We start from the raw sequence: 20,956 nt of genomic DNA, 5'->3' as shown, positions 1-20,956 counted from the left end.
CCGGTGGGGTGCACCAGCCGTCGCAGCACGGCGAGACGCCTGCCTACGGTGTCTGACCGCGGCGAGAGCCGCTCGTGCGGGAGCGTCTCCCAGGCCGGGAACCACGCGACGACCTCAGGACCCATCAGACCGCCGATCTCGACGACGAGGTCTTCGCCCTCACGTGCGGTGGCGGTGACCATGAGCACGCAGGAGTCGGGGCGGCTCACCGCAGCGGCGAGGAAGGGCCGCAGTGGCGACGGGCCGGTGACGTCGATCGCGGCGCCCGAAATGGTGTCGGCGAGCTCGGTGACGACCTTGGAGACGTCGGGTTCGCCGGCGACGATCTGGGCCAGCGCGTGCAGTGTCATAAGTATCCCAGCGTACTCGGCAGGGCAGACAGCGCCGTGACGAGACCCGGTGCCATCACCCTGGACGAGGGCATTCGCGACACCGCCTGCGGAGCGCCCGGTGTTAGTGAAACGATGACTCTCAATCGGTCTCGACGAGAGGAGCTGCGATGTCGTCCTTCCAGGAAGCGCTGGCAGCGCTGGCGGGCGCCCAGAAGTCCAAGAAGGGGGTGTCTCTGTACTCGCGGTTCGTCAACCGCCCCATCGGTCGGGTCATCGCTGCTGGGGCATACAGAGCTGGCCTGTCGCCGAACGGTGTCAGCGCAGTGTCTGCGCTGCTGACCGCGGCGGGTCTCGTGCTGCTGGTGCTGGCGACACCGAGCCTCGTGACCGGTATCGGGGTGGCACTGCTGCTCGTGCTGGGCTTCGCGTTCGACTCCGCCGACGGCCAGGTCGCCCGTCTGACTGGCCGCAGCTCTCCGGCGGGTGAGTGGCTCGACCATGTCATCGACGCCGGAAAGATGGTGCTTCTGCACTCGGCCGTCCTCGTCGCGCTCTGGCGGCATGTCGAGGTCGGCGACGGCTGGCTTCTCGTGCCCTTGGCGTATCAGGCCGTCGCGGTCGTCATGTTCTCAGCGCTGACGATCGTCGAGCTTTTGTCGCGCACGCTCCCGACAACCGAAGGACCGCCGCCGTCGCCGTCCACTCCTCGCGCTCTCGCTCTCCTGCCGGCTGACTACGGCGTGCTCGCTCTGAGCTTCGTCCTCTGGGGCGCACCGACGGCCTTTTTCGGCGTCTACACGGTGCTGCTGGCCCTCAACGCCCTCATCCTGGCGGGCTTCCTGATCAAGTGGTTCCGCGCCCTCGACGCGTACTCGTCGCTCAAGCCCGGCATCCTCGACCGCTGACACCGGGTGGCGTACTGCTGCGCTGCCTCAGTGCGAGCCGTCGATGACGGTGTCTGTCTCCGGGATCCACAGTCTGCTGGTCGACATCGACTTACGCTCGAACCAGGCACCCGAGACCGGGGCCTTGTACTGCGCCGGGACGCCTGCCCACAGACCGGAGGGACTGTCACCGCTCCGGCGGGGCAGCACCGAACCAGCGGCGAGGATCGAGCGCGACGGCAGGGCCGCTCCGCCCAGGATCAGGCAGCGTGTGCCGACGAAGCTGCGGTCACCGATATGCACGGGGTGCGCCGCCTGGGCATCCCGCTCGATGTCGATGCTGTGCGTCATGACCCGAGTCTGGTGACCGGCGATGGAGGAGAGCTCGCCCACGTGCACCGATCCCGAGCAGTCCAGCTGGTGCCTGCTGGTCACCTTCGACTTCGCGTCGAGCGTCAAGGTCGCTCCCGACGGGTAGTTGCGGACGAACACCGGGTGTGACGAGACGACGTTCAACCGGCCGATCGACGAGCCCTCCCCCAGCGACACCGACCGCATGTTCTTGACAATGTTGCCCAGGCCAATACGGCTGTTCGGGTTCATCGCGAACGCCTCGACCTTCCACACCACATTGACCCGGGCGCGCGCGGTCTGGTGCACGTTGTGACCAACGGCGCGCAGCAGGGTGTTCTTGGCGCTCGACGCGGGCAACAGCCAGGCGAGGAGCTGGGCGATGGCACGGGTCCTACGCATGTTTTCCCTTGTCGCTTGATGAGGCAGGCATGGCGATCGACCCTACCGTCTGCTCTGGTCTGATCGCCCTGACCGCGACGAAAAGCTCAATGACCATGCGGAGTGCCAGCCCGGCAACCACAGCGACGAGCGCACCTGCCGCTCCCGCCGCGATCGCTCCCACGGCGACGAGCGGCAGGCCGACCAGCGCGCTGACGAGCGTTGCTCGGGCGACGCTGCCGAGCCGGTCCAGCGAGGCGAGCACAGCCTTGGAGATCAGCGACTCGAACAGATTGCACCCGACGAACAGCGACATGATGATGACGACGGTCAGCGGCACGTCGATCTGACCGTCGCCGAGCCAGTCGAGAAGGACGGGCGTGGGGAGCAGCATCGCCAGGCTCAGCACGAGCGACCCCGCACCGGCGATCCAGAGACTCACCCGCGCGCGCTGGTGCAGCGCGGACCCGGCGGCGCGCGGCACCCAGCCCTGGAAGACGGTGACCAGCGGACCGAGCGCGATGCTGATCTGCCGCTGCACCTTGTCGGCAAGTGCGTAGAGCGGCTGGACGGACGGCGCCACGGCCGACACGATAATCATCGGCGCGGCGACGTAGACCGCCGAGCCCAGGCTGGCTACGACCCCGTGTCGCTGGGCGGACAGGATCTCAGTTGCCGGGCGCCGGCGCAGGGGGGTGGCACCAGCCCGAGCCGTAGTCGCCGATACCCAGGCCATGACGACGCCGAAGGCGACCAGCATCCCGGCCGACTGCGCCAGCACACCGACCAGGGCGTCCGAGCCGGATCGCATCAGCGCGATGCCGACCACGGTGCCGACGACGCGGGGAATGGTCTCGAACACGAGGAACGCATACGGCCGGCCGACTCCGACGAAGTACCAGTTGGCGGTCAAGCCGATCGCCGAACCGGACAGCGCGCCCGCTGCAGCGAGGAGTCGGTGGCCCGGCGTCACCGCCGCAGCGACGGACGCTGCAACCACGGTGACCGGGACGAACAGGGAGATCCGAACGATGACCGATTCGGCATAGTCGCGCCGGCGCGAGGACGCGTCGCCGCGCGCGACTCGGGCCGGGCCGGACATCATCCATCCGTACGCCACGAGGACAGCCCCCACCGCGCCGACGGTCTGGCCGATGGCGATCGCGCCCCAGGCCTGCTGACCATCGGCACGGATCATGGCCGGGATGGCCAGCAACGAAGCGGCGGCCAGGATCAGCATCGACAGGCCGTAGCCGAGCGCCTTGTTCATTCCGGAGATGGTGTGGACGAGTCGCGGGATCCTCTGAGCCGTTCTCGCCACTGTTTCTCCTCGCATCGACCTGCAAGATCGTCGACTCGGCAGATCAGGTCAGGTCCTAACGGTACTCCAATCATCGTGCACAAATCCTGACTTCGATGAACTGAACAGACGGTCCGCGCAGCCTGTCTCGTGCGTAGACTCATGCCGTGCCGATCTTCCGTAACCTCTCCGGATTCACGGGTGCCGGGTACGACCGTGGACGTTCACTCCCGTGGCAGGTCGCATGGATGCTGACGTCGAGCGTGGTCGTCACCCACTGGTGGTGCCCGGTCCGCGTCAGGATCGCGATCCTCCGTGCCTTCGGTGCAAAGATCGGCGAGGGTGTCAACCTGCGTCATGGGGTTCGAGTCCACTGGCCCTGGAAGCTCACCGTCGGCGACCACTCCTGGATCGGTGAGCAAGCGTGGATCCTCAACCTCGAGCCCGTCACGATCGGCAGCAACGTCTGCATCTCACAGGGCGTTCTGCTGTGCACCGGCAGCCACGACCACCGCTCGCCCACGTTCGAGTTCGACAACGCGCCCATCCTCATCGAGGACGGCGCGTGGGTAGCCGCGCGTGCCACGGTGCTGCGTGGGAGCGTGATCGGCCGGGACAGTGTCGTGGGTGCCACGGCGCTCGTCAGCGGCCTGGTAGCCCGGGGCACGATCGTCGTCGCACCGCCGGCCACCACGCTCGACCGACCTACCGGCATCTGACGGTGCGCATCCTCTCGGTCGTCACCCTGATCAGCCCGCTCGGTGAGTACGGCGGGCCAGTACGCGTAGCAGTCAATCAGGCCAAGGCACTCGCTGCACGGGGTCACGACGTGACCATCGCCGGGTCCGCTCGCGGTTTCGAGGGCGATCTGCCGACGATGCTCGAGGGTGTGCACGCAGTCCTCGAGCCGGCACGGACGCTGCTCCCGCGCATCGGCTTCGCCGGCGTGGGCTCTCCCGGACTGTGGTCGTGGGCTCGCCGTCACGTCGCCGACTTCGACGTCGTGCACGTGCACGTCGCACGCGACCTCGTCACCCTTCCCATAGCCGCCATCGCGCGGCGTCGCGGCGTGCCCTACGTCCTGCAGACCCACGGAATGATCGACCGGTCCACGAATCCGTTGGCCCGGCCACTCGATGCGGCCTTGACTAGGCGTGTGCTGCGGGACGCCCGCCGGGTTCTCCACCTGACCGAGGTCGAGCGGCTGAGTCTGATCCACGTCGCCGGAGCCGGACTGGCTCTCGAGGAGCTGCCCAACGGGGTACCCGTGGCCGATGTGAAGTTGCCTTCGGGACCTGCACGGGTCCTCTACCTGGCCCGGCTCGCACCTCGCAAGCGTCCGGGCGTGTTCGTCGCGGCTGCCACTGTCCTGTCACCGGAGTTCCCCGATGTGCGCTTCGCGCTTGTTGGTCCGGACGAGGGCGAGGGCGAACAGGTCGCCGCAGCCGTCGCCAGGGCACGGGGTGCCGGCGTGCAGGTCGAGTGGGAGGGACCGCTGCCGCCGGAGCAGACTGCTGAACGGATGGGCAGATCGACTATCTACGTCCTCCCCTCAGTCGACGAGCCGTATCCGATGTCGGTGCTGGAGGCGATGGCCTCGGGCCTGCCGGTCGTCATCACGGAGACGTGCGGTCTCGCGTCAGTCGTGCGCGAGGCCTCGGCCGGAGTTGTCGTCGACCACTCTGAGGAAGCGTTGATCGGCGCCGTGCGCCAGCTCCTCGCGAACGCGGAGGCCGCCCGGGCAATGGGGCGGTCCGGACAACGCTTCGTCCGCAATCACCTGAGCATGGGCGTCATCGCCGTGCGGCTCGAAGCCGCCTACTCGCGCTGACGGACATGGGTTTCACCGTCCCGCCTGGGCATGCGTACAAAAGCGACACACAACGCCGAGATCGCCATCGCTCCCGTCGCCTGGAGCAACGACCCCCGCAGCAGGATCGTCATGTAGACCGGGAAGATCGAGCCGACGATGGCCCACGTGCCGCCCTTTGCGAAGGCGGGGATAAGGCGGGTGTCCATCCATCGCAAGGCGATGCCGAGCAGCAGGAACGCGACGATCAGCCCGATGACGCCGCCGTTCACGATCGCCTCGGCCCACAACGGTGCCGAGAGGTTGTCGAAGAAGTAGCCGCGATACTGCGCCAGCAGGATCCCGGTATCGACTGGCTTCCCCGGCCAGATCGAGCGTGGGACCCAGAAGAGCAGGCTTCCGAGCAGCTGGTTCAGCGGGACGACGAGTCCGTCGAGCCAGTAGGAGAACGCATTGGCGACCTGCCAGAAGGCGTCGTAGTCCGCGCTGACGTACTCGCCATAGAACCCGTTGCGCGACGACTGCACCTGGCTCCCGCGGAACGCATCGGCGAGGGGGAAGACGAAGAGGAACGCGAAGATCGTCGCCACCAAAGTGATGCGGGTGCGATGGCGGTTGATCATGGCGCCGGCGTAGACCGCGAGCGCGAAGGCCACAGTGCCGAAGGTATATCGCGCACTGGCGACCGGGTTGACGATCAGCAGGATCACCACGACCGCGACGATGAGGCCGTTGCGCGCAGCACGACGCTGGCGAAGGGTCTGGCCGGTCCGTGCCAGCTGGGCCAGTGCTCCTGCACCCACCAGAAGCGGATAGATCGCCGACGCGTACATGATGGATCGAATCGCCGGATCAGGCCACACCGCTTCTCGTGCCTGGAACGCGCCGTTGCGACTGCCGAGCAGCACTGCCGGACCGATCTTGGACAAGAAGTAGGCGCTGGCCAGCATCCCGGCCACGACCAGAATGGCGGCCCTCTTCCCGCTGACCGGCGTCACCGCAGGGTGATGTTCGGGGCGCGTCGTGGACAGTCGCCGTTCGCGGCTGATCCACACGGCTCTGGCGACCTCGTACATCACCACACCGAGCGTCACCAGCAGCGCGGTGGGCAGGTCGAGCGCGGGGTCGATTCCAGGGGTCGTGGACGAGAGCTGACCCGAGCGCATCTGCACCGTCGGGGCGATCCCTATGAAGATGTAGGTGAAGAGCCAGAAGAAGAAGTCGAAAAGACGGGGTTTGCCCGCTACACACAGCAACGAGAGCCTCAGCCCGCCCCACACGACCAGCGCCAGCGTGAACCCCCACGCGGTCGTGCGTCCGACGTCCGGCACCGATGCGATGAGCGTGGCAGGCACGACGCCCGACAGCACGGCCACCAATGCGGTCACCGCAACCAGTGCAAAGCTGCGGCGACTCCGGTCAAGCTCGGGCGAACGAGCCAGGGTGCCCGCCGAGGCAGGAGCCGTCTCATCCATCGGTGCTCCCACTGTCTCGCCAGGTCTCGGTGGTGTCGAAGGGGCCCATGGGTCGTATCAGCAACCACAAGGGAAAGTCACCCGGAAGTCGACCGACCCGGGCGTGCTGCGGTATATCATGACACAGTCGGCGCGGCAGATTCATGCCACAGGTTCTCCGCGAAACGACATCCTGATCGACGTCGGCCAGCATGAAGTTCTCGGGCCACAACTACTGGAAGGCGGCTTGATGGACCTGCACGGCATCTGGACGTTCATCAGGTTCCACTGGATCCCCCTCCTGCTCGCAGCGGTCATCGGAGGGGGCATCGGGCTGGCGCTGGCATCGGCGGCCGAACGTGAGTACACCGCCGAGTCCGAGCTGTTCATCGCCGTCGCCAACGGTCGCGACACTGGCGGCATCGCGCAGGGTGCCGACTACTCCCAGCAGCAGGCCCGCAACTTCAGTGCAGTGGCCACCCGCGAGATCGTCCTCGAGCCGGTCATCGAACGACTGGGCCTCGACCTGACCGTCGGTCAGTTGCGCCGCAAGCTTTCCACGTCAGTGCCGCTCAACACGTCGATCATCTCGATCTCGGCGACCGATCCGTCCCCCGCAAAGGCTGCGCAGATCGCCAACGCCACGGCACAAAGTCTGGTCAGCTCGGCTGGAAGGCTTACCCCCAAGCCTGCCCAAGGCGACGCGCTCGTCACCCTGCAAAGCGTCGAGACTGCCACCACTCCCTCGGTGCCGTCCTCTCCAAACCCCAAGCTTTTTATCATTTTAGGAATGCTGGGCGGGATGGTCGTGGCTGTTGCGGCCGTCACGGTGCGCGATCTCTCGAAAGCCAAGGTACGCACGGCCGAGCAGGCCAGAAACATCGTGGGAGCGAGCATCGTCGGATCGATCATGGCCAACCGATCCGTCCCGAAGTCCCCGATGGCCATTGCCTCAGCTCCTTCCTCATTACGGGCCGAGGAATTCCGTCAGCTGCGCACCAACGTTCGTTTCCTTCAGACCGATCGCACGCACAAGGCCTTTGTGATCACGTCGTCGGTCCCCGGTGAGGGCAAAAGCACGACCTCAGCCAACCTCGCCGCAGCGATAGCGGCCTCCGGCACCCGTGTGTGCCTGGTCGAGGCCGACCTCCGGCGCCCCTCACTCGGCTCGATGCTCGACCTTGACGATGGGATCGGCCTCACGACGCTCCTGGCCGGTGAAGCAAAGATCGAGGACGTCCTTCAGCCGTGGGGGGACGACGGACTGGTCGTGCTCCTCGCCGGCGAGATCCCGCCCAACCCGAGCGAGCTTCTTGGCACGTCACGCGCGGAGACGATCCTGCGTGACATCGTCAACCAGTTCGACGTGACGATCATCGACAGCCCCCCGCTCAATCCCGTGACGGACGCATCGATACTCGCGCGCCTGTTCGGCGGCGCGATCTTGGTCGTCGGGTCCAAGAAGGTCGAGATGCGCGAGCTCCGCCGAGCTGTGGAGCGCATGTCCCTGGTCGAGGCTGAGGTCCTCGGGACTGTACTGTGCATGGCGCCCACCAGCGTCATGAGCCGGTACCGGCACTCATACTCTGCGAGGGGGCCCCTGTCGGACGCTGCCTCCACGACCACCAGCGTGGTCGCGGACGACTCGCCGGCGAGCCCCCCTGTTGATGCCGTGCATCCGTCCGACGGGGACGAGACGAGCACGACAGAGGTCGACGACACGTCGGTACACGACCTGGATGCCAACACGACATCCACCTCAGCCGGTCCGAGGTCGACCAAGCAAACCGGCGCGAGCCGCCCGTCGTCGTGACATCGACGGGCTCCATCGACTGGAGCTCTGCTGCGGCCGGTCACCGCGTGCTGGTCGTATGTACCGGCAACGTGTGCCGTTCCCCCTACCTGGCGGCGATGCTGTCGCTACGTCTGGCGGAACGCGGACGGGACAGCGTGGTGGTCGGCTCGGCGGGCACCGGGGCGCTGGTCGGCGAACCCATCGCTGCACCGATGCGCCGGATCCTTGCGGATGCCGGAGCCGAAACAGCTGGCGCTGCTCGTCAGATAGACCGCTCGATGCTTGAGCAGGCGGACCTCGTGATCACGGCCGATCGCGCCCATCGGTCCGCAGTCGTGCAGCTCGCTCCGGGAGCTCTCCGACGGACCTTCACAGCTCGCCAAGCTGCTCGCCTTCTCACCACAGTCGAGATGTTGCCTTCGCCAGACGAAGGTCCGGCCAAGCGACTTGCCGCTCTGCTCGCCGCGGGCCGCGGGCAGCACGGCCCGTCTGCGGGCAGCAGCGACGACGTGCCGGACCCGTGGGGCGGCACCGACGATCTCTATGCCGCGTGCGTCAGGACGATGGAACCGCCACTGGTCGCACTCGCCGACGCCCTTGCCCGACTCTGAGGCCGACCTTCCGCCCGGCAGCTGTGGTCATCTGTCGAGGCTGCTGGCTCCGTAGTACTGCATGTCGGTGGTCAATGGCCTGGCCACGACAGGGTGCGGCGACACCACCGAGGCGACGGGCCGTCCGGCCCGGGTCGCAGTCGCAGCGATCGTGCCGGTTCCGAGCGGAACGGTGGACGACCACACCCCAGCCGGGGCCGAGAACGTGGTGATCTTTGAGCCCACCGTGACCGTGACCGTCGCCGGCTTCGCCAGATATCCGAGCACCTCGACGGTGTCGCGCGGTCGCGTGCTCATCCCGCCCAGGGTCGGGCTCATGGCTTTTAGCCCCAACTGACTCACCGCAGAGGTACGTTGAATGCGATGTGTCACGAACAGGGCGTCCTGCGTGATGGCCGGCTGCTTTCCCGTGTGGAACCAGTCGACAAATCGTGCGCTGATGTCGAGGAAAGTCGAGCCGTGCGCATCGGAGGGAGCGAACGAGGTCGACTCGCTGTAGTCGTTCCATGTCGCAAGCTGGATCGCGTCGGCACCGGTGGATATTGCACTGGCCCAGCCGGTCCGCAAGGTTTCGGTGTTGTTCGCTTCAGCATAGAGGAAGTTGCGCGGGCGGGCGTCTTGCACCGCCACGGGGGCCATCCACTTCTTGCCCAACGCATGCGCCTTCGCCGCATAGTTTGGCGCTCGCGCGATGCTGTCGGCGGTCCGGGTTCCCCAGTTGCCAAAACCGTAGCTGATCGGCGCGAACGCCCGCATGTTGGCGTCCGATGCGTTGAGGAAGACCGCGATGAATTTGGTCGAGATTCCATGCTCGGACTTCAACGTCTGGATCAGGTCGGACCACCACGCGACCGACTTGCCCTCGGCCTTGAACGAGGACAGCACAGGCGTGCCGCCCACCGTGTAGGCCGACTTGTGGCTGTAGATTGTCGCGAGTCGAGCGGCAACGACCGGGACGGGCTGCGCGACGATGCCTGCGGATGCGTCGAGATTCGGGACTACCGAGAAGCCACCCAGCTCATCGGCCGCGTTCATGAGGTCGACGCCCGCGTCCCAGTTGCGTCCGCTCGCACTCATGATGTTGAGCGTGAAGCCGTCGATACCGGCGGCCTTGGCCTGCCGCACCTCGGTCTTCATGTCCTCGAGCTTCCAACCGGCACTGGGAATCGGCGCCCGCCCTTCTGGGCGGTCACGGAGAAGCCCGCCGTAAACCGCGTGCTTGCCACCCTCGCCGCTGGGCGAGAGGTAGTTCGCTGCGTAGTAGTCCTTCTGGGGATCCTTGTTGTCGATCGACACCGGATAGGGCGGGAAGTAGTGCGCGAACACCTTGTTGCCCCACGGGGAGGCGGTGGGAAGGCTCGTCGCAGGTGCGTTTTGGACGACGATCGTGATCCGCGGCGCTGCGCTGCCCTTCTTGCCGAAGGCTCCGGTGATGTACTTCTGGCTGTGCGACAGGCGCAAGGCGAACTGTCCACCGGACAGCGTCGACACGTCGGAGATCGGGATGCTGACCGTCTCGCCCGCGATCGATCGGACTATGGCCGAGTTGAGACGCAGGGCTGAATCGGCGGGGCGATTGTTCGCAGTCAACGTCTTGGCCGACCACGACGACGCTGAGGGGTGCACCTCGACACCGCCGCTCGTCGCCGTGGTCGAGATCACCGCGAGCTTCAACGAAGCGGAGACGATCGTCTTGCCCTTCAGGACCGAGCCGTCGAACTTCAGGTAGGCGCTCTTCCGCGAGCCGGAGATGCCGGAGTAGCTCTCGCGATCATGCGTCCTCGTGGGCTGGCTCTGGTCGGTGAAGGTCGACTCAACAGGCGTCAGCACGACCTCGGAGGTCTTTGCCGACGCAGTGTTGTTGGTCATCAGGCTGACCGAGACCGCCACGGCCAAGGCGCCGACACCCGCCACCGACGCGCGGAACACACGTCCGCGCCACCCGCGAGCATTGGGCGCTGGCGGGCAGGTGCTGCGAAAGTCGTCAGTCATGATGTCCCGTAGGTCGAGGCGGCGCGCGTCGGAAAAATGCCCCCGTTGAAACGCTTACTGTACGGGAAACAGCCATGGACGTTCGATCGATTACGGTATTCTCACTACGTAGGAGTGGCAGGCGCTTCCGGTCCACGACCCACATTCGCGCCCCGGCCGCACGGCTTGACTCCCCACCACACAGGAGCACACTCGACCATGAGTAAGACCGCCCTCATCACTGGCATCACCGGGCAGGACGGTTCCTACCTCGCCGAATTCCTGCTTGGCAAGGGCTACGACGTACACGGCATCAAGCGTCGGTCCTCTCTGATCAACACGCAGCGAATCGACCACATCTACCAAGACCCTCACGAGGACGACCCGCGCCTGCACCTGCACTACGGAGATCTGAGCGACGGCACCAACCTCACCCGGATCATTCGGGACGTCGAGCCCGACGAGATCTACAACCTCGGCGCGCAGTCGCACGTCGCCGTCAGCTTCGAGACCCCCGAGTACACCGCAGACGTTGACGCCCTCGGCACCCTACGGCTCCTGGAGTCGATCCGCCTGCTCCGCATGACCGACAAGGTCCGGTTCTATCAGGCATCCACCAGCGAGCTGTACGGGTTGGTGCAGGAGACCCCCCAGCGTGAGACCACTCCGTTCTACCCGCGATCGCCGTACGCAGTGGCCAAGCTCTACGCCTACTGGATCACGGTCAACTACCGGGAGTCGTACGGCATGTACGCGTGCAACGGCATCCTGTTCAACCACGAGTCCCCCCGACGTGGTGAGACATTTGTGACTCGCAAGATCACCCGTGGGCTCTCCCAAGTGGCACTTGGGTTGGACAGCTGTCTTTACCTCGGCAACATGGACTCGCTGCGCGACTGGGGTCATGCCCAGGACTACGTCCGCCTGCAGTGGATGATGTTGCAGGGAGACACGCCGGAGGACTACGTGATCGCCACTGGCGAGCAGTACTCCGTCCGCCAGTTCGTCGAGTGGACTGCCGAAGCTCTGGGCATCACACTGCGGTTCGACGGCAGCGGAGTCGACGAGACCGCTACCGTCACCAACATCGAGGGCGATCGTTCTCCTGGGCTGTCCGTGGGCGACGTCATCATCCGGGTTGACCCACGCTACTTCCGCCCGGCCGAGGTGGAGACGCTGCTCGGCGATGCCTCCAAAGCCGAGACCGACCTCGGCTGGAAGCCGCAGATCGGGGTCCGCGAGCTCGTCACCGAGATGGTCGACTCCGACCACGATGCCGCCCGACGCCTCGCCCTCCTCAAGGCGCACGGATTCTACGTGCCAGCCACGCTAGAGTCCTGATGACCGCCGCGAGGCGCATATACGTCGCCGGACACCGGGGCATGGTCGGATCGGCCATCGTCCGACATCTCGAGCAACGGACGGATGTCGACCTGGTCGTTGCGACCCACGAAGAGCTCGACCTCGTTGACCAACGTACCGTGGCAGAATTCGTCAGCTCCCAGCGGTTGGACGAGGTCTATCTCGCCGCAGCGCGGGTCGGCGGCATCCAGGCGAACAACTCGTTCCCCGCCGACTTCATCTATGACAACCTGATGATCGAGGCCAACATCATCAAGGCTTCGCACGACGCCGACATCCAGAAGCTGATCTTTCTCGGCTCGTCGTGCATCTATCCCAGGAACGCTCCGCAGCCCATGCCGGAGGAAGCCCTGCTCACCGGGGTCCTCGAACCGACCAACGAGCCATATGCCATCGCCAAGATCGCCGGCATCAAGCTGTGCGAGAGCTACAACCGCCAGCACGGACGCGACTACCGCAGCGTCATGCCGACCAACCTCTACGGCCCCGGCGACAGCTTCCACCCAGACAACAGCCATGTGCTGCCCGCCCTGCTGCGCCGCTTCGACGAGGCCGCACGCTCCGGCGCCGGCGAAGTCACGATCTGGGGCAGCGGCGCGCCCCGGCGTGAGTTCCTGCACGTCGACGACATGGCCGCGGCGTCCGTGCACATCATGGATCTGGACGCGTCGACGTACGCCGTCTCCACCCGTCCGATGCTCTCGCACATCAACGTTGGCACCGGAGAGGATTGCACGGTCGCCGAGCTTGCCACGCAGATTGCTGACATCACCGGTTTCGCCGGGCGCATCAGCCACGACGCGACCAAGCCCGATGGCACGTTCCGCAAGCTCATGGATGTCTCGCGGCTGACCGAGCTCGGTTGGACCTTCACGATCCCGTTAGCCGACGGTCTGCGCACGACCTATGACTGGTTCCTGAAGAACGAAGGCTCGTTCCGTGGTCGGTGAGGGCACCGGGAAGGCGATCACGTTCGTCGGCATCAACTACGTACCTGAGCCAACCGGCATCGCGCCTTACACGGCCGGCATGGCCCGTGGTCTGGCCGCCAACGGGCACAGCGTGAGGGTGGTGACCGGTTATCCGCACTATCCCCAGTGGCGCGTGCTCGACGGATACACCGGCCGCACGATGCACGAGGACATCGACGGGGTGTCGGTCAAACGGGTGCATCACGTCGTGCCGAGCACCCTGTCGACAATGCGCCGCTCGGCCATGGAAGTGCATTTCGGTCTGCGTGCCGTCTTCTCCCGCTGGGGCCGTCCCGATGTTGTCGTGGTCGTCAGCCCGGCGTTGCTGTCGTCGAGCCTCGTCGCGCTGAGGGCTCGGCTCACTCGCACGCCGATCGTGACGTGGGTCCAGGACATCTACACTCTCGGGCTGACCCAGTCCGGGGCGTCAGACCGGGCGGAGAGCACCGTCCGTCGGGTCGAGACGTCGCTGTTGCGTGGCTCCACCCGGATCGTGGCTATCCACGAACGGTTCAAGCGCTATCTGGTGAACGAGCTCCGCGTCGGTGACAACGTCGACGTCGTCCGCAACTGGTCTCACGTTCACATGACCACCACCGACCGTGACGACGAGGTACGGCTGCTGCACGGCTGGGCCGACGATGACGTCGTCGTGCTGCATGCTGGCAACATGGGAGCCAAGCAGGGGCTGGAGAACGTCGTGGCCGCCTCCCGAGTCGCTCACGACAGTGGCTCTCGCGTCAAGTTCGTGCTGGTCGGCGACGGCAACCAGCGCGCTCGTCTCGAGGCTCTCGACCCCAATCCACGGCTACAGTTCATCGATCCCCTGCCCGACGGGTTGTTCGAGCGGACACTCTCCTCGGCCGATGTCCTGCTGGTCAACGAACGTCCCGGTCTCACCGAGATGTCGGTGCCGAGCAAGCTCACGACCTACTACGCCGCTGGTCGTCCGGTCATCGCGGCGGTCGACTCCACGAGCATCACTGCCGAGGAGATGCAGCTCTCGGGCGCAGGACCCTCGGTGGGGCCGTCCGATCCATCGGCCCTTGTCACTTCTGCCGAGATGCTCGCGGCACGAGCCGACCTCGCCGCTTCACACGTGGCAGCGGCCCAGGCGTTCCGCACCGCCCATCTCAGCGAGGCTGCCGCGGTGAAAGCCTTTGAGCGCGCCCTCCTGCGGGCGATCGGTGGTCAGGCATCCCTGACGGTCACTGCCGAGAACTCGACCGGCGTTGAATTGTCGTAGTTCTTGCACAGTCTCAAGAATCCACCGCGGTGACTGTTGTCGTCGACGGAGATCGTCCACGCGGGATCGCCAGCACGGCTGAAGGTCAACTTCACCTGGTCGACCAGCACATCGAGCTTCATCCACTCGCCAGGCTCCACGGGGCCCGTCTTCACCGAGGCCAGCGGTGTGGCGTCGACTGCTCCAGCATCACGCTCAAGGATCTCCATCGTACCGTTGGCGCGAACAACGGCGTGGTAGCCGCCGGTCGCGCTCTTTCGCTTGATGACGTAGGGCGCATCGCTTTCCAGCGCAAACGCGACACCAGCGTGGTCAGCGGTGTTGGGAAGGCCATCGGGCCAACGCATCTGGAAGCTGAGCCGGTACGGCTCAGGACGTACCGGGCACATGGACCCCATCAGGTAACTGGTGCGGGGGTCGCCGCCGAACCGCACCGATGCTTGCGCCGGTTGGATCAGCGGCTGCGCACTCCAGCCCTCGTCGACCGCGGCGGGCAGGTCGCCGAACGAACGGAGGCCCGTCGCGAAGGCGTCGGAGGTCGCGCCCTTCTTGTCCTGCAGGACGTAGGAAATGTTAGAGCACATCATGCCGGTCACGCCGAGCTTCTGAAGACGGTCCCTGCTGGACCGGTCGTGCACCTCGTAGGCGATGACAGGACGGCCAGCAGCGACGACGGTCGCAATATCGGCGTCACTGGATGTGGTCTGGACACCGAGCGCATCGAAGCGGCCGGCGAACTCACCAACCCGATCGACGATGTTGGACGTCAGATAGCCCCAGGTCGCGTATCCACGCTCGTCTGCCGCCCGGTACTGCGACGCAGGCGCCCACTGCTTCCACACAAAACGCTCGGTCGACCGCTCCTGGGAGTCCAACATGTCCAGCAGAGCCTCGGTGCTGGTGCCGGCCTTGTCCTCGACCAGCGCAAGGTTCGTCGGGCCGAGCGCCTCGAGGACGTCCTCCAAGCGTGAGATCGGCTGGGTTGAAGCCTTCGGGCCGAGCCACTGCCGTGCGTCGAGACGCATCGAGCTCAGCGTCTTCCAGGTGGTGTCCGCGATGATTCGGTCGACTCCGGTGAGGCGCAGTGTGTTGGGGTCGTGGTGACAGACCAGCACCCCGTCCTTGGTCGTGCTCACGGAGATCTCCACGGCATGGGCGCCGGCCCTGAGCGAGCGCCGATACGCATCCAGTGAGTGTTCGGTCCAGTTGTCGCCCGATCCCCGGTGCGCGACGTAGAACAGCGGTGCCTTCAGGAGCTGCTGCGCCGTGGTGGGCCTGGGCACCTCCTCGCCCCGGGATCCACTCGAGCCGCGCCTCGTTGAGCAACCCGCGACGAGCAGCGCGGCGGTTCCACCGAGGAGGAACCGCCGTCTGCTCACCGAGATGTTGTTCACGGTCACGAGCGTAAGACCCCGCCAGACATGTTCTTCACTCTCGCCTAGGGCGCGGCAACGAACGTGAGGCTCAGCGTCGGACGGTACGAGACGGTGGGCGCGTTGAGCGACCATAGCCGGCTGTTGTCCGTGCCGGCGCTCGAGATCCGCAGAGTCGCGGACTGTCCGAGCACGTTGTTCAGGATGCTGACGTCACCCGCACCGCTGTAGGCGGTGTTCGTAGCCGTCGCGTCGACGACCTCACCCACTTTGGCGATCACCGTCGTCGGGCGGGTGTTCCAGGTGACACCTGTCTCGGTCCATGAACCCGTGACGAGGTCGAATGTCTGCTTGTCGACCGACCCCGAGGTCGGATCAGTCGAGGTGCGCACCTTGATGGTGGCCGACCCGAGCACCATGCCAGCCGGGGCCGCCGGAAGATCGAAGGCAAGGAAGGACTCGATCGGCGAGTTGCCACCCGCGCCGCGTGACGAGAGCTGGCTGTCGGACCCGTAGTTGGTCGTGGGGTTCACCCGGTAAACCATCGCATCAATCTTTGTCGGGACCGTGACTGTCACCGGATCGACCGGAGGCGCAGCGATCGCGGCCGAGGCTCCGTTCGACGCGCTGCTGACGTTACCGGCAGCATCCATTGCGGTGACCTTGTAGTAGTACGTCCCCGCTGAAAGCGATGTGTTCGAGTACTCCAGTGCCGTGACATCGGCGATCTTGGATCCGGAGCTCACCGTGAAGCCAGCCGAGGTGCCGCGGTAGACCGAGTAGCCGGTCACACCGACAGCGTCGACCGACGCGTTCCACTGCACCTTGATCGTCGAGCCGGTCGTCACCGCCGTGACGCCCGAGGGGGCCGTCGGGGCCGTCGTGTCCGGAGCCGGCGGCGCCGGCACGATGACGGTCGCACCGGACGAGAGTCCACTGACATTGCCGGCCGCGTCGAACGCGACGACCTTGTAGTAGTAGGTGCCCGGGGGCACATTGCTCTCTATGATGTAGGTGTTCGCCACCTCGCCGACCTTGTTGGCGGCCGTCGGGCTGAAGTCGGCGTCCGTGCCACGGTAGATGCCATAGGACGTCACGCCCTGGTTGTCGGTCGAAGCAGCCCAGCCGACCTTGACCGTGTCGGCACTTTGTAGCGTCGCCGTCACGTTGCCCGGCGTCGTCGGCGGATCGGTGTCGAGGACGGTCACCGAGGAGGCGGCGGAGGCAGGACTGCGGTTGCCCGCACCGTCGACCGCGACAACCTTGTAATAGGTGGTGCCGATCGGCGAGAGTGTCAGCGAGGACGAGGTGGTCGTCGGTTCGTCAACGAGGTTGACCTCGGCCGGGGTGAAGTCCGCAGACGTTCCTCGGTAGACCCTGTATCCGGTGACCGCGTTATTGTCCGTCGATGCGGTCCAGGCGAGGCTGACCGTCGAGCCAGCGGCCGTCGCCGTGACGTCGGCGGGCGTCGTGGGCGCCTGAGTGTCGGCGACGCCGAGACCGTAGTGCTGCGCGATCGCGCTGGCCGGGAGAGCCCGGTCGTACACCGAGAACTCGTCGATCTTGCCATCGAAGTAGTAGCTCGACGGGGATCCCGGCCAGCCACCGATGGAGCCACCCCCGAGACGCCAGTAGCCCTCGCCGCTCTCCGCACCCGTGGTGTCGTTGTGACCCACCTGGACGCCGTCGATGTAGAGCGTCGTGCCGCCACTTCCCAGCACGCCGACCGCTTGGTGCCACTTGCCATCGTTGTAGCTCTGGGTGCTGGTCACGGCGCTGGTGTAGCCGACATACGTGCCGAAGTTCACCTGCCCGCTGTCCGACATGTAGATGTGCTTGTCGTACGAGTTGCCGTTGCCGGTCTTGGAGTTCTCGAACCCCACGATCTTGCCACCGGACGTCGTGGTCGTGTTGAGCCAGACCTCGGTCGAGAAGGCGCCCGTCGGGACCTGCGAGGAAGCCGTCGCGACGGTGCCGCTGTCGTTGCCCGGCGTACGTATCGCCTGGTTTCCCTGGACGACTCCGGTCTCCCCCTTGGTCACACCCGAGTTGTACTCACCGGGGTTCGTACCGGCATAGGAAGCGTCGCCAGCAACCGAGCCGGACGACTCACCGAGCCGCCAGAAAAGCGTCGGGTCCTCGTCGTAGATCGCCTTACCGTAGGCGTCGGTCGGCGAGGCGTTGGTGCTGAGTTGACCACCGCCGGCCAGATAGTGCTTGGCTACGGACTTCTGGGCGAGAACGGTGGGGTAGATCGCGACCTCGTCGATGCGACCCGCAAAGAAGTTGCTGGAAGGCTGGTCCGGCCAGCCGCTGAGGTTGTCTCCGCCGACGTGCCAGACCCCCTTGTAGCTCTGGCCAAAGGTCGTCGGGTTCGTGCCGATCTTCTTGCCGTCGACGTAGAAAGCCATTCCCGAGGCTCCCTGCGTGCCGACCACGTGGTGCCACCCACCGTCATTCAGCGACGCGGCACTGCGGATCGTGCTGGTTCCGCCGTTGTAAACGCCGAATCGCACGCGACCGTCGTTCTCCATGTATATCTGGCGGTCGTAGTTGCTGCTCGTTCGCAAGTCGTTGGTACCGGTGAACGGACGTCCGTTGCCGTAGCCGATGATCTTGCCACCGTTCGTCGTCGTGGTGTTGATCCACGCCTCGACGGTGTAGACGTTCGGGCCGTCGGCCAGGTTGTCGTTCCAGACATAGTCGTCCGCGCCGTCGAAGCTCAGCGATCCAGTGGTGTCACCGGTGACCGCGCCCGCGGCAGAGGTCGTGGCGCCACCCATCGCCGCGCCACTCATGCCCGTTCCGTTCGACGATGTGGCCGACGTGTCCTGGACCCAGGTACCGGACGAAGAGGAGGGCCAGTACAGCGACGGCAAGTCACCTCGCACGGTCGACGCATAGTCGGCGGTGGGCGCGACGGCGGTCGCGGCGCTGGCGGCGGAGAGGGCACTCGGGTTGGTGCCATCCGTCGCAGACACCCTGTAGGTGTAGCGGGTGCCAGCCGAGACCGTCTTGTCGACGAATGTCACCTGCGGGCGCTTCCACCACAACGAGTTGGACTTGCCCTCCCAGATCGGCGTCGCCGACCCGTTCCGATAGACCCTGTAGGTCAGGTAGCTGTCGTCAGTGTCGACGACAGAGCGGAATCGCACCTGGACCGTCCCATCGCTCATCGCCTCGGAGACGCTCACGGGAGTCGGCACAGTGCCGGTGTCATCACTGCTGAAACGCGTGAGACCCTGTTGCGCGGCACCGTTGATACGGGTGAACTCGCCACCACTCCACAGGTAGCTCTTGCCGTTGGAGCCCTTGGCGATGACCAGCGCGCGTGGGCCGATGCCCTCACCCGTGCCGTCGTTAGCCTTGGGGTCCCAGCCGTACAGCTCGGCGGTCTCGGCGCTCTGCGCGTTGAAGTAGTTGCGCTTGCCGTCCTGGAAGCCGCCCACGGGATTGCCATTGCAGTCGTGAGCGTGGCTTGCGGAGTAAAGGGTGCCGTTGGACTCGAGCACGGCTTGGGTCGCGCCGAGGCAGGTGTCGCGCCACACCTGATCAAGGGTCGACCAGGACACTGCGAGACGACCGTCGAAGACACCGCCGCCGGTTCCCTCGTTGCCGACGTAGAACTTGCCGTCATCGCCGCTGAAGATCGTCTTGGTGACCGAGGTGTCAGCGATGAAACCCGGCCCATAGGTCTTGAGATTGGATCCTGAGGATGAGTCGACGACAGCGATCGAGTGGGAGTATGCACCGTTGACGTTGAAGAAGTCGCCGCCGATGGCGACCTTGCCGCCGTCCGGCGAGACAGCCACGGCCCGGCCTGTGGCGTCGGCATCGGCCACGAACGGAAGCAGCGCGCCAGTTGTCGCGTTGACGGCCGCGAAGCGCTGGCGAGGCTGGCCGGCGATGGTCTGGAACGCGCCTGCGAGGTAGAGGGTGTTTCCGTGGATCGCCATGCCGTAGACGTACGAGGAGATCGATGTCGGGCGGAAGGCCTTGACCGTGCAGGCTGCCAGGTCGATGGCCGCAGCCCGCAGAACCGTCGTGCCGTTGATGCTGGAGAAGTTGCCGCCGACGTAGACGGTCTTGCCGTCGTCCGATGTCACGACGGAGCGGACGGTGGGTGTGCCGCCGCTCAAAGCGAACGTGAACTGGCAGCTGTCCGGGGCACCGGTCTGGGCGTTGAAGACCGCGAGGGCGTTCCGCGTCTGCGCGGTGCCGCTCGTGCCGTCCGGTGGGCGAATCTGCGAGAAGGTGCCGCCCGCCACGACCTTGCCACCGGACTCGCCCACTGCGTACACGACACCGTTGGTCTGCCACGTGGGCAGGTTGTCCGCGCTGAAGGCGACCCCGGGCGAGAGCGCGGAAGCGGGACTGGCGGGGAGGGCCAGAACGGCCAGTCCTGTCGCCGCGGCCACCACGATGGCCTTGATTGCCGCAAAACGAGTGCGCACGATACCTCGATCGATCGTGACCGTTTGTTGCCCGGTCGGGTCCCACCGTCGAACCGGTCGCCGACAGCATGCACGGATCTAGAGCCCTTCGAAGCCGGCGTATGACGCGGTGACCAGGAATGGATCCGCCTGAAGCCAGAAACCATCACAAAGGACTACTCGCAGAACCCGTGCGTGCACGCCGGTCGGGCCCAGATCTGTCGCGAGATTCGAAGGCCGATCTAGGAGTTGAAGTCCTGCTGCGTCCGCGCCAGGCCGTGGGTGATCAGGCTCTCGACCGCGTCGGCCGCGAGCTCGATGTTGAGGTCGAGCTCCTTGCGCTCAGCCGAGCCGAAGCCGCTGAGCACGAAGTCGTGCACGTCCTGGCGCCCCGACGGGCGGCCGATGCCGAAGCGCGCTCGGTGGAAGTCGCCGATCCCGATCGACTGGCGGATCGACTTGAGGCCATTGTGGCCGTTGTCGCCGCCGCCGATCTTGACGCGCAACTGCCCGAAGTCGATGTCGAGCTCGTCGTGGACCACGACGAGGTGGTCGGGCTCGACATCGAAGAACTTCATGACGGTCGACACCGGGCCGCCGCTCTCGTTCATGAACGACCGCGCGCGCACGAGGACGGCCCGCTCACCGGCGAGCCGACCCTCGAGCACCTCAGCGCGGCCGG

At 66.0% G+C, this 20,956-nt stretch carries 16 protein-coding genes; 8 read left to right on the top strand and 8 right to left on the bottom strand.

The annotated features are described in order from the left end of the window. Nucleotides 1–350, bottom strand: a 350-nt coding sequence (locus tag H7290_RS12535) for a hypothetical protein (RefSeq protein ID WP_290514352.1), incomplete at its 3' end; no start/stop codon positions are given. Nucleotides 351–499: 149 nt separating this feature from the next. On the opposite strand from H7290_RS12535, the gene H7290_RS12530 reads away from it, so the two are divergent. Continuing rightward, entirely contained in the window at nucleotides 500–1,237 is a 738-nt protein-coding gene (locus H7290_RS12530) for a CDP-alcohol phosphatidyltransferase family protein (RefSeq protein ID WP_290514351.1), read from the top strand. 27 nt (nucleotides 1,238–1,264) lie between these two features. On the opposite strand, the gene H7290_RS12525 is transcribed toward H7290_RS12530, so the two are convergent. Continuing rightward, nucleotides 1,265–1,969, bottom strand: coding sequence for a DapH/DapD/GlmU-related protein (locus H7290_RS12525; RefSeq protein WP_290514350.1), 705 nt, complete (start codon nucleotides 1,967–1,969; stop codon nucleotides 1,265–1,267). Beyond that, nucleotides 1,962–3,218, bottom strand: coding sequence for a hypothetical protein (locus tag H7290_RS12520; protein WP_290514349.1), 1,257 nt, complete (start codon nucleotides 3,216–3,218; stop codon nucleotides 1,962–1,964). Before H7290_RS12520 ends, H7290_RS12525 begins: the two co-directional genes overlap by 8 nt. 197 nt (nucleotides 3,219–3,415) lie before the next feature. Here H7290_RS12520 and H7290_RS12515 point away from each other — a divergent pair, with 197 nt between their 5' ends. Together H7290_RS12515 and H7290_RS12510 are read left to right on the top strand one after the other, a co-directional pair. After that, a complete protein-coding gene (locus H7290_RS12515) occupies nucleotides 3,416–3,967 on the top strand; it encodes a hypothetical protein (RefSeq protein WP_290514348.1) in 552 nt (183 codons plus the stop codon). A gap of 2 nt (nucleotides 3,968–3,969) precedes the next feature. Then, entirely contained in the window at nucleotides 3,970–5,079 is a 1,110-nt protein-coding gene (locus H7290_RS12510) for a glycosyltransferase (protein ID WP_290514347.1), read from the top strand. Here the strand turns inward: H7290_RS12510 and H7290_RS12505 are convergent. Beyond that, nucleotides 5,067–6,533, bottom strand: coding sequence for an O-antigen polymerase (locus H7290_RS12505; RefSeq protein ID WP_290514346.1), 1,467 nt, complete (start codon nucleotides 6,531–6,533; stop codon nucleotides 5,067–5,069). The two genes, H7290_RS12510 and H7290_RS12505, sit on opposite strands and share 13 nt — an antisense overlap. Before the next feature lie 229 nt (nucleotides 6,534–6,762). Between H7290_RS12505 and H7290_RS12500 the strand changes: the two genes are divergently transcribed. Together H7290_RS12500 and H7290_RS12495 are read left to right on the top strand one after the other, a co-directional pair. Beyond that, complete coding sequence (locus tag H7290_RS12500; RefSeq protein WP_290514345.1) at nucleotides 6,763–8,325, top strand: polysaccharide biosynthesis tyrosine autokinase; 1,563 nt, start codon at nucleotides 6,763–6,765, stop codon at nucleotides 8,323–8,325. Beyond that, entirely contained in the window at nucleotides 8,322–8,918 is a 597-nt protein-coding gene (locus tag H7290_RS12495) for a hypothetical protein (protein WP_290514344.1), read from the top strand. The genes H7290_RS12500 and H7290_RS12495 overlap by 4 nt, the downstream gene beginning before the upstream one ends. A 27-nt stretch (nucleotides 8,919–8,945) precedes the next feature. Here the strand turns inward: H7290_RS12495 and H7290_RS12490 are convergent, their stop codons facing one another. Beyond that, nucleotides 8,946–10,910, bottom strand: coding sequence for an endo-1,3-alpha-glucanase family glycosylhydrolase (locus tag H7290_RS12490; RefSeq protein ID WP_290514343.1), 1,965 nt, complete (start codon nucleotides 10,908–10,910; stop codon nucleotides 8,946–8,948). A gap of 198 nt (nucleotides 10,911–11,108) precedes the next feature. On the opposite strand from H7290_RS12490, the gene gmd reads away from it, so the two are divergent. The 3 genes from gmd to H7290_RS12475 are packed head-to-tail and all read left to right on the top strand — an operon-like array spanning nucleotide 11,109 to nucleotide 14,468. Next, nucleotides 11,109–12,230, top strand: a complete 1,122-nt coding sequence (gene gmd / locus H7290_RS12485) for a GDP-mannose 4,6-dehydratase (RefSeq protein ID WP_290514342.1) — start codon at nucleotides 11,109–11,111, stop codon at nucleotides 12,228–12,230. Beyond that, nucleotides 12,230–13,201 carry a GDP-L-fucose synthase gene (locus H7290_RS12480; protein WP_290514341.1) on the top strand — a complete coding sequence of 324 codons (972 nt, stop codon included), beginning with the start codon at nucleotides 12,230–12,232 and terminating at the stop codon, nucleotides 13,199–13,201. The genes gmd and H7290_RS12480 overlap by 1 nt, the downstream gene beginning before the upstream one ends. Continuing rightward, on the top strand, nucleotides 13,191–14,468 hold the full coding sequence (locus H7290_RS12475; RefSeq protein ID WP_290514340.1) for a glycosyltransferase: 1,278 nt from the start codon (nucleotides 13,191–13,193) through the stop codon (nucleotides 14,466–14,468). The genes H7290_RS12480 and H7290_RS12475 overlap by 11 nt, the downstream gene beginning before the upstream one ends. Here the strand turns inward: H7290_RS12475 and H7290_RS12470 are convergent. From H7290_RS12470 to pth, 3 genes are all read right to left on the bottom strand, one after another. After that, the gene (locus tag H7290_RS12470) at nucleotides 14,414–15,862 is read right to left on the bottom strand and encodes a glycerophosphodiester phosphodiesterase (protein WP_290514339.1); all 1,449 of its coding nucleotides are present in this window, start codon (nucleotides 15,860–15,862) and stop codon (nucleotides 14,414–14,416) included. The two genes, H7290_RS12475 and H7290_RS12470, sit on opposite strands and share 55 nt — an antisense overlap. Nucleotides 15,863–15,906: 44 nt before the next feature. Then, complete coding sequence (locus tag H7290_RS12465; RefSeq protein WP_290514338.1) at nucleotides 15,907–20,295, bottom strand: LamG-like jellyroll fold domain-containing protein; 4,389 nt, start codon at nucleotides 20,293–20,295, stop codon at nucleotides 15,907–15,909. Between the two features lie 221 nt (nucleotides 20,296–20,516). Then, on the bottom strand, nucleotides 20,517–20,956 hold a 440-nt coding region (gene pth / locus H7290_RS12460; protein ID WP_290514337.1), incomplete at its 5' end, for an aminoacyl-tRNA hydrolase.

This window comes from Aeromicrobium sp. (assembly GCF_014378035.1).
Taxonomy (GTDB): domain Bacteria; phylum Actinomycetota; class Actinomycetes; order Propionibacteriales; family Nocardioidaceae; genus Aeromicrobium.
The sequence above is the reverse complement of the archived record's forward strand: the minus strand, read 5'-3'. Positions and strand labels throughout refer to the sequence as shown.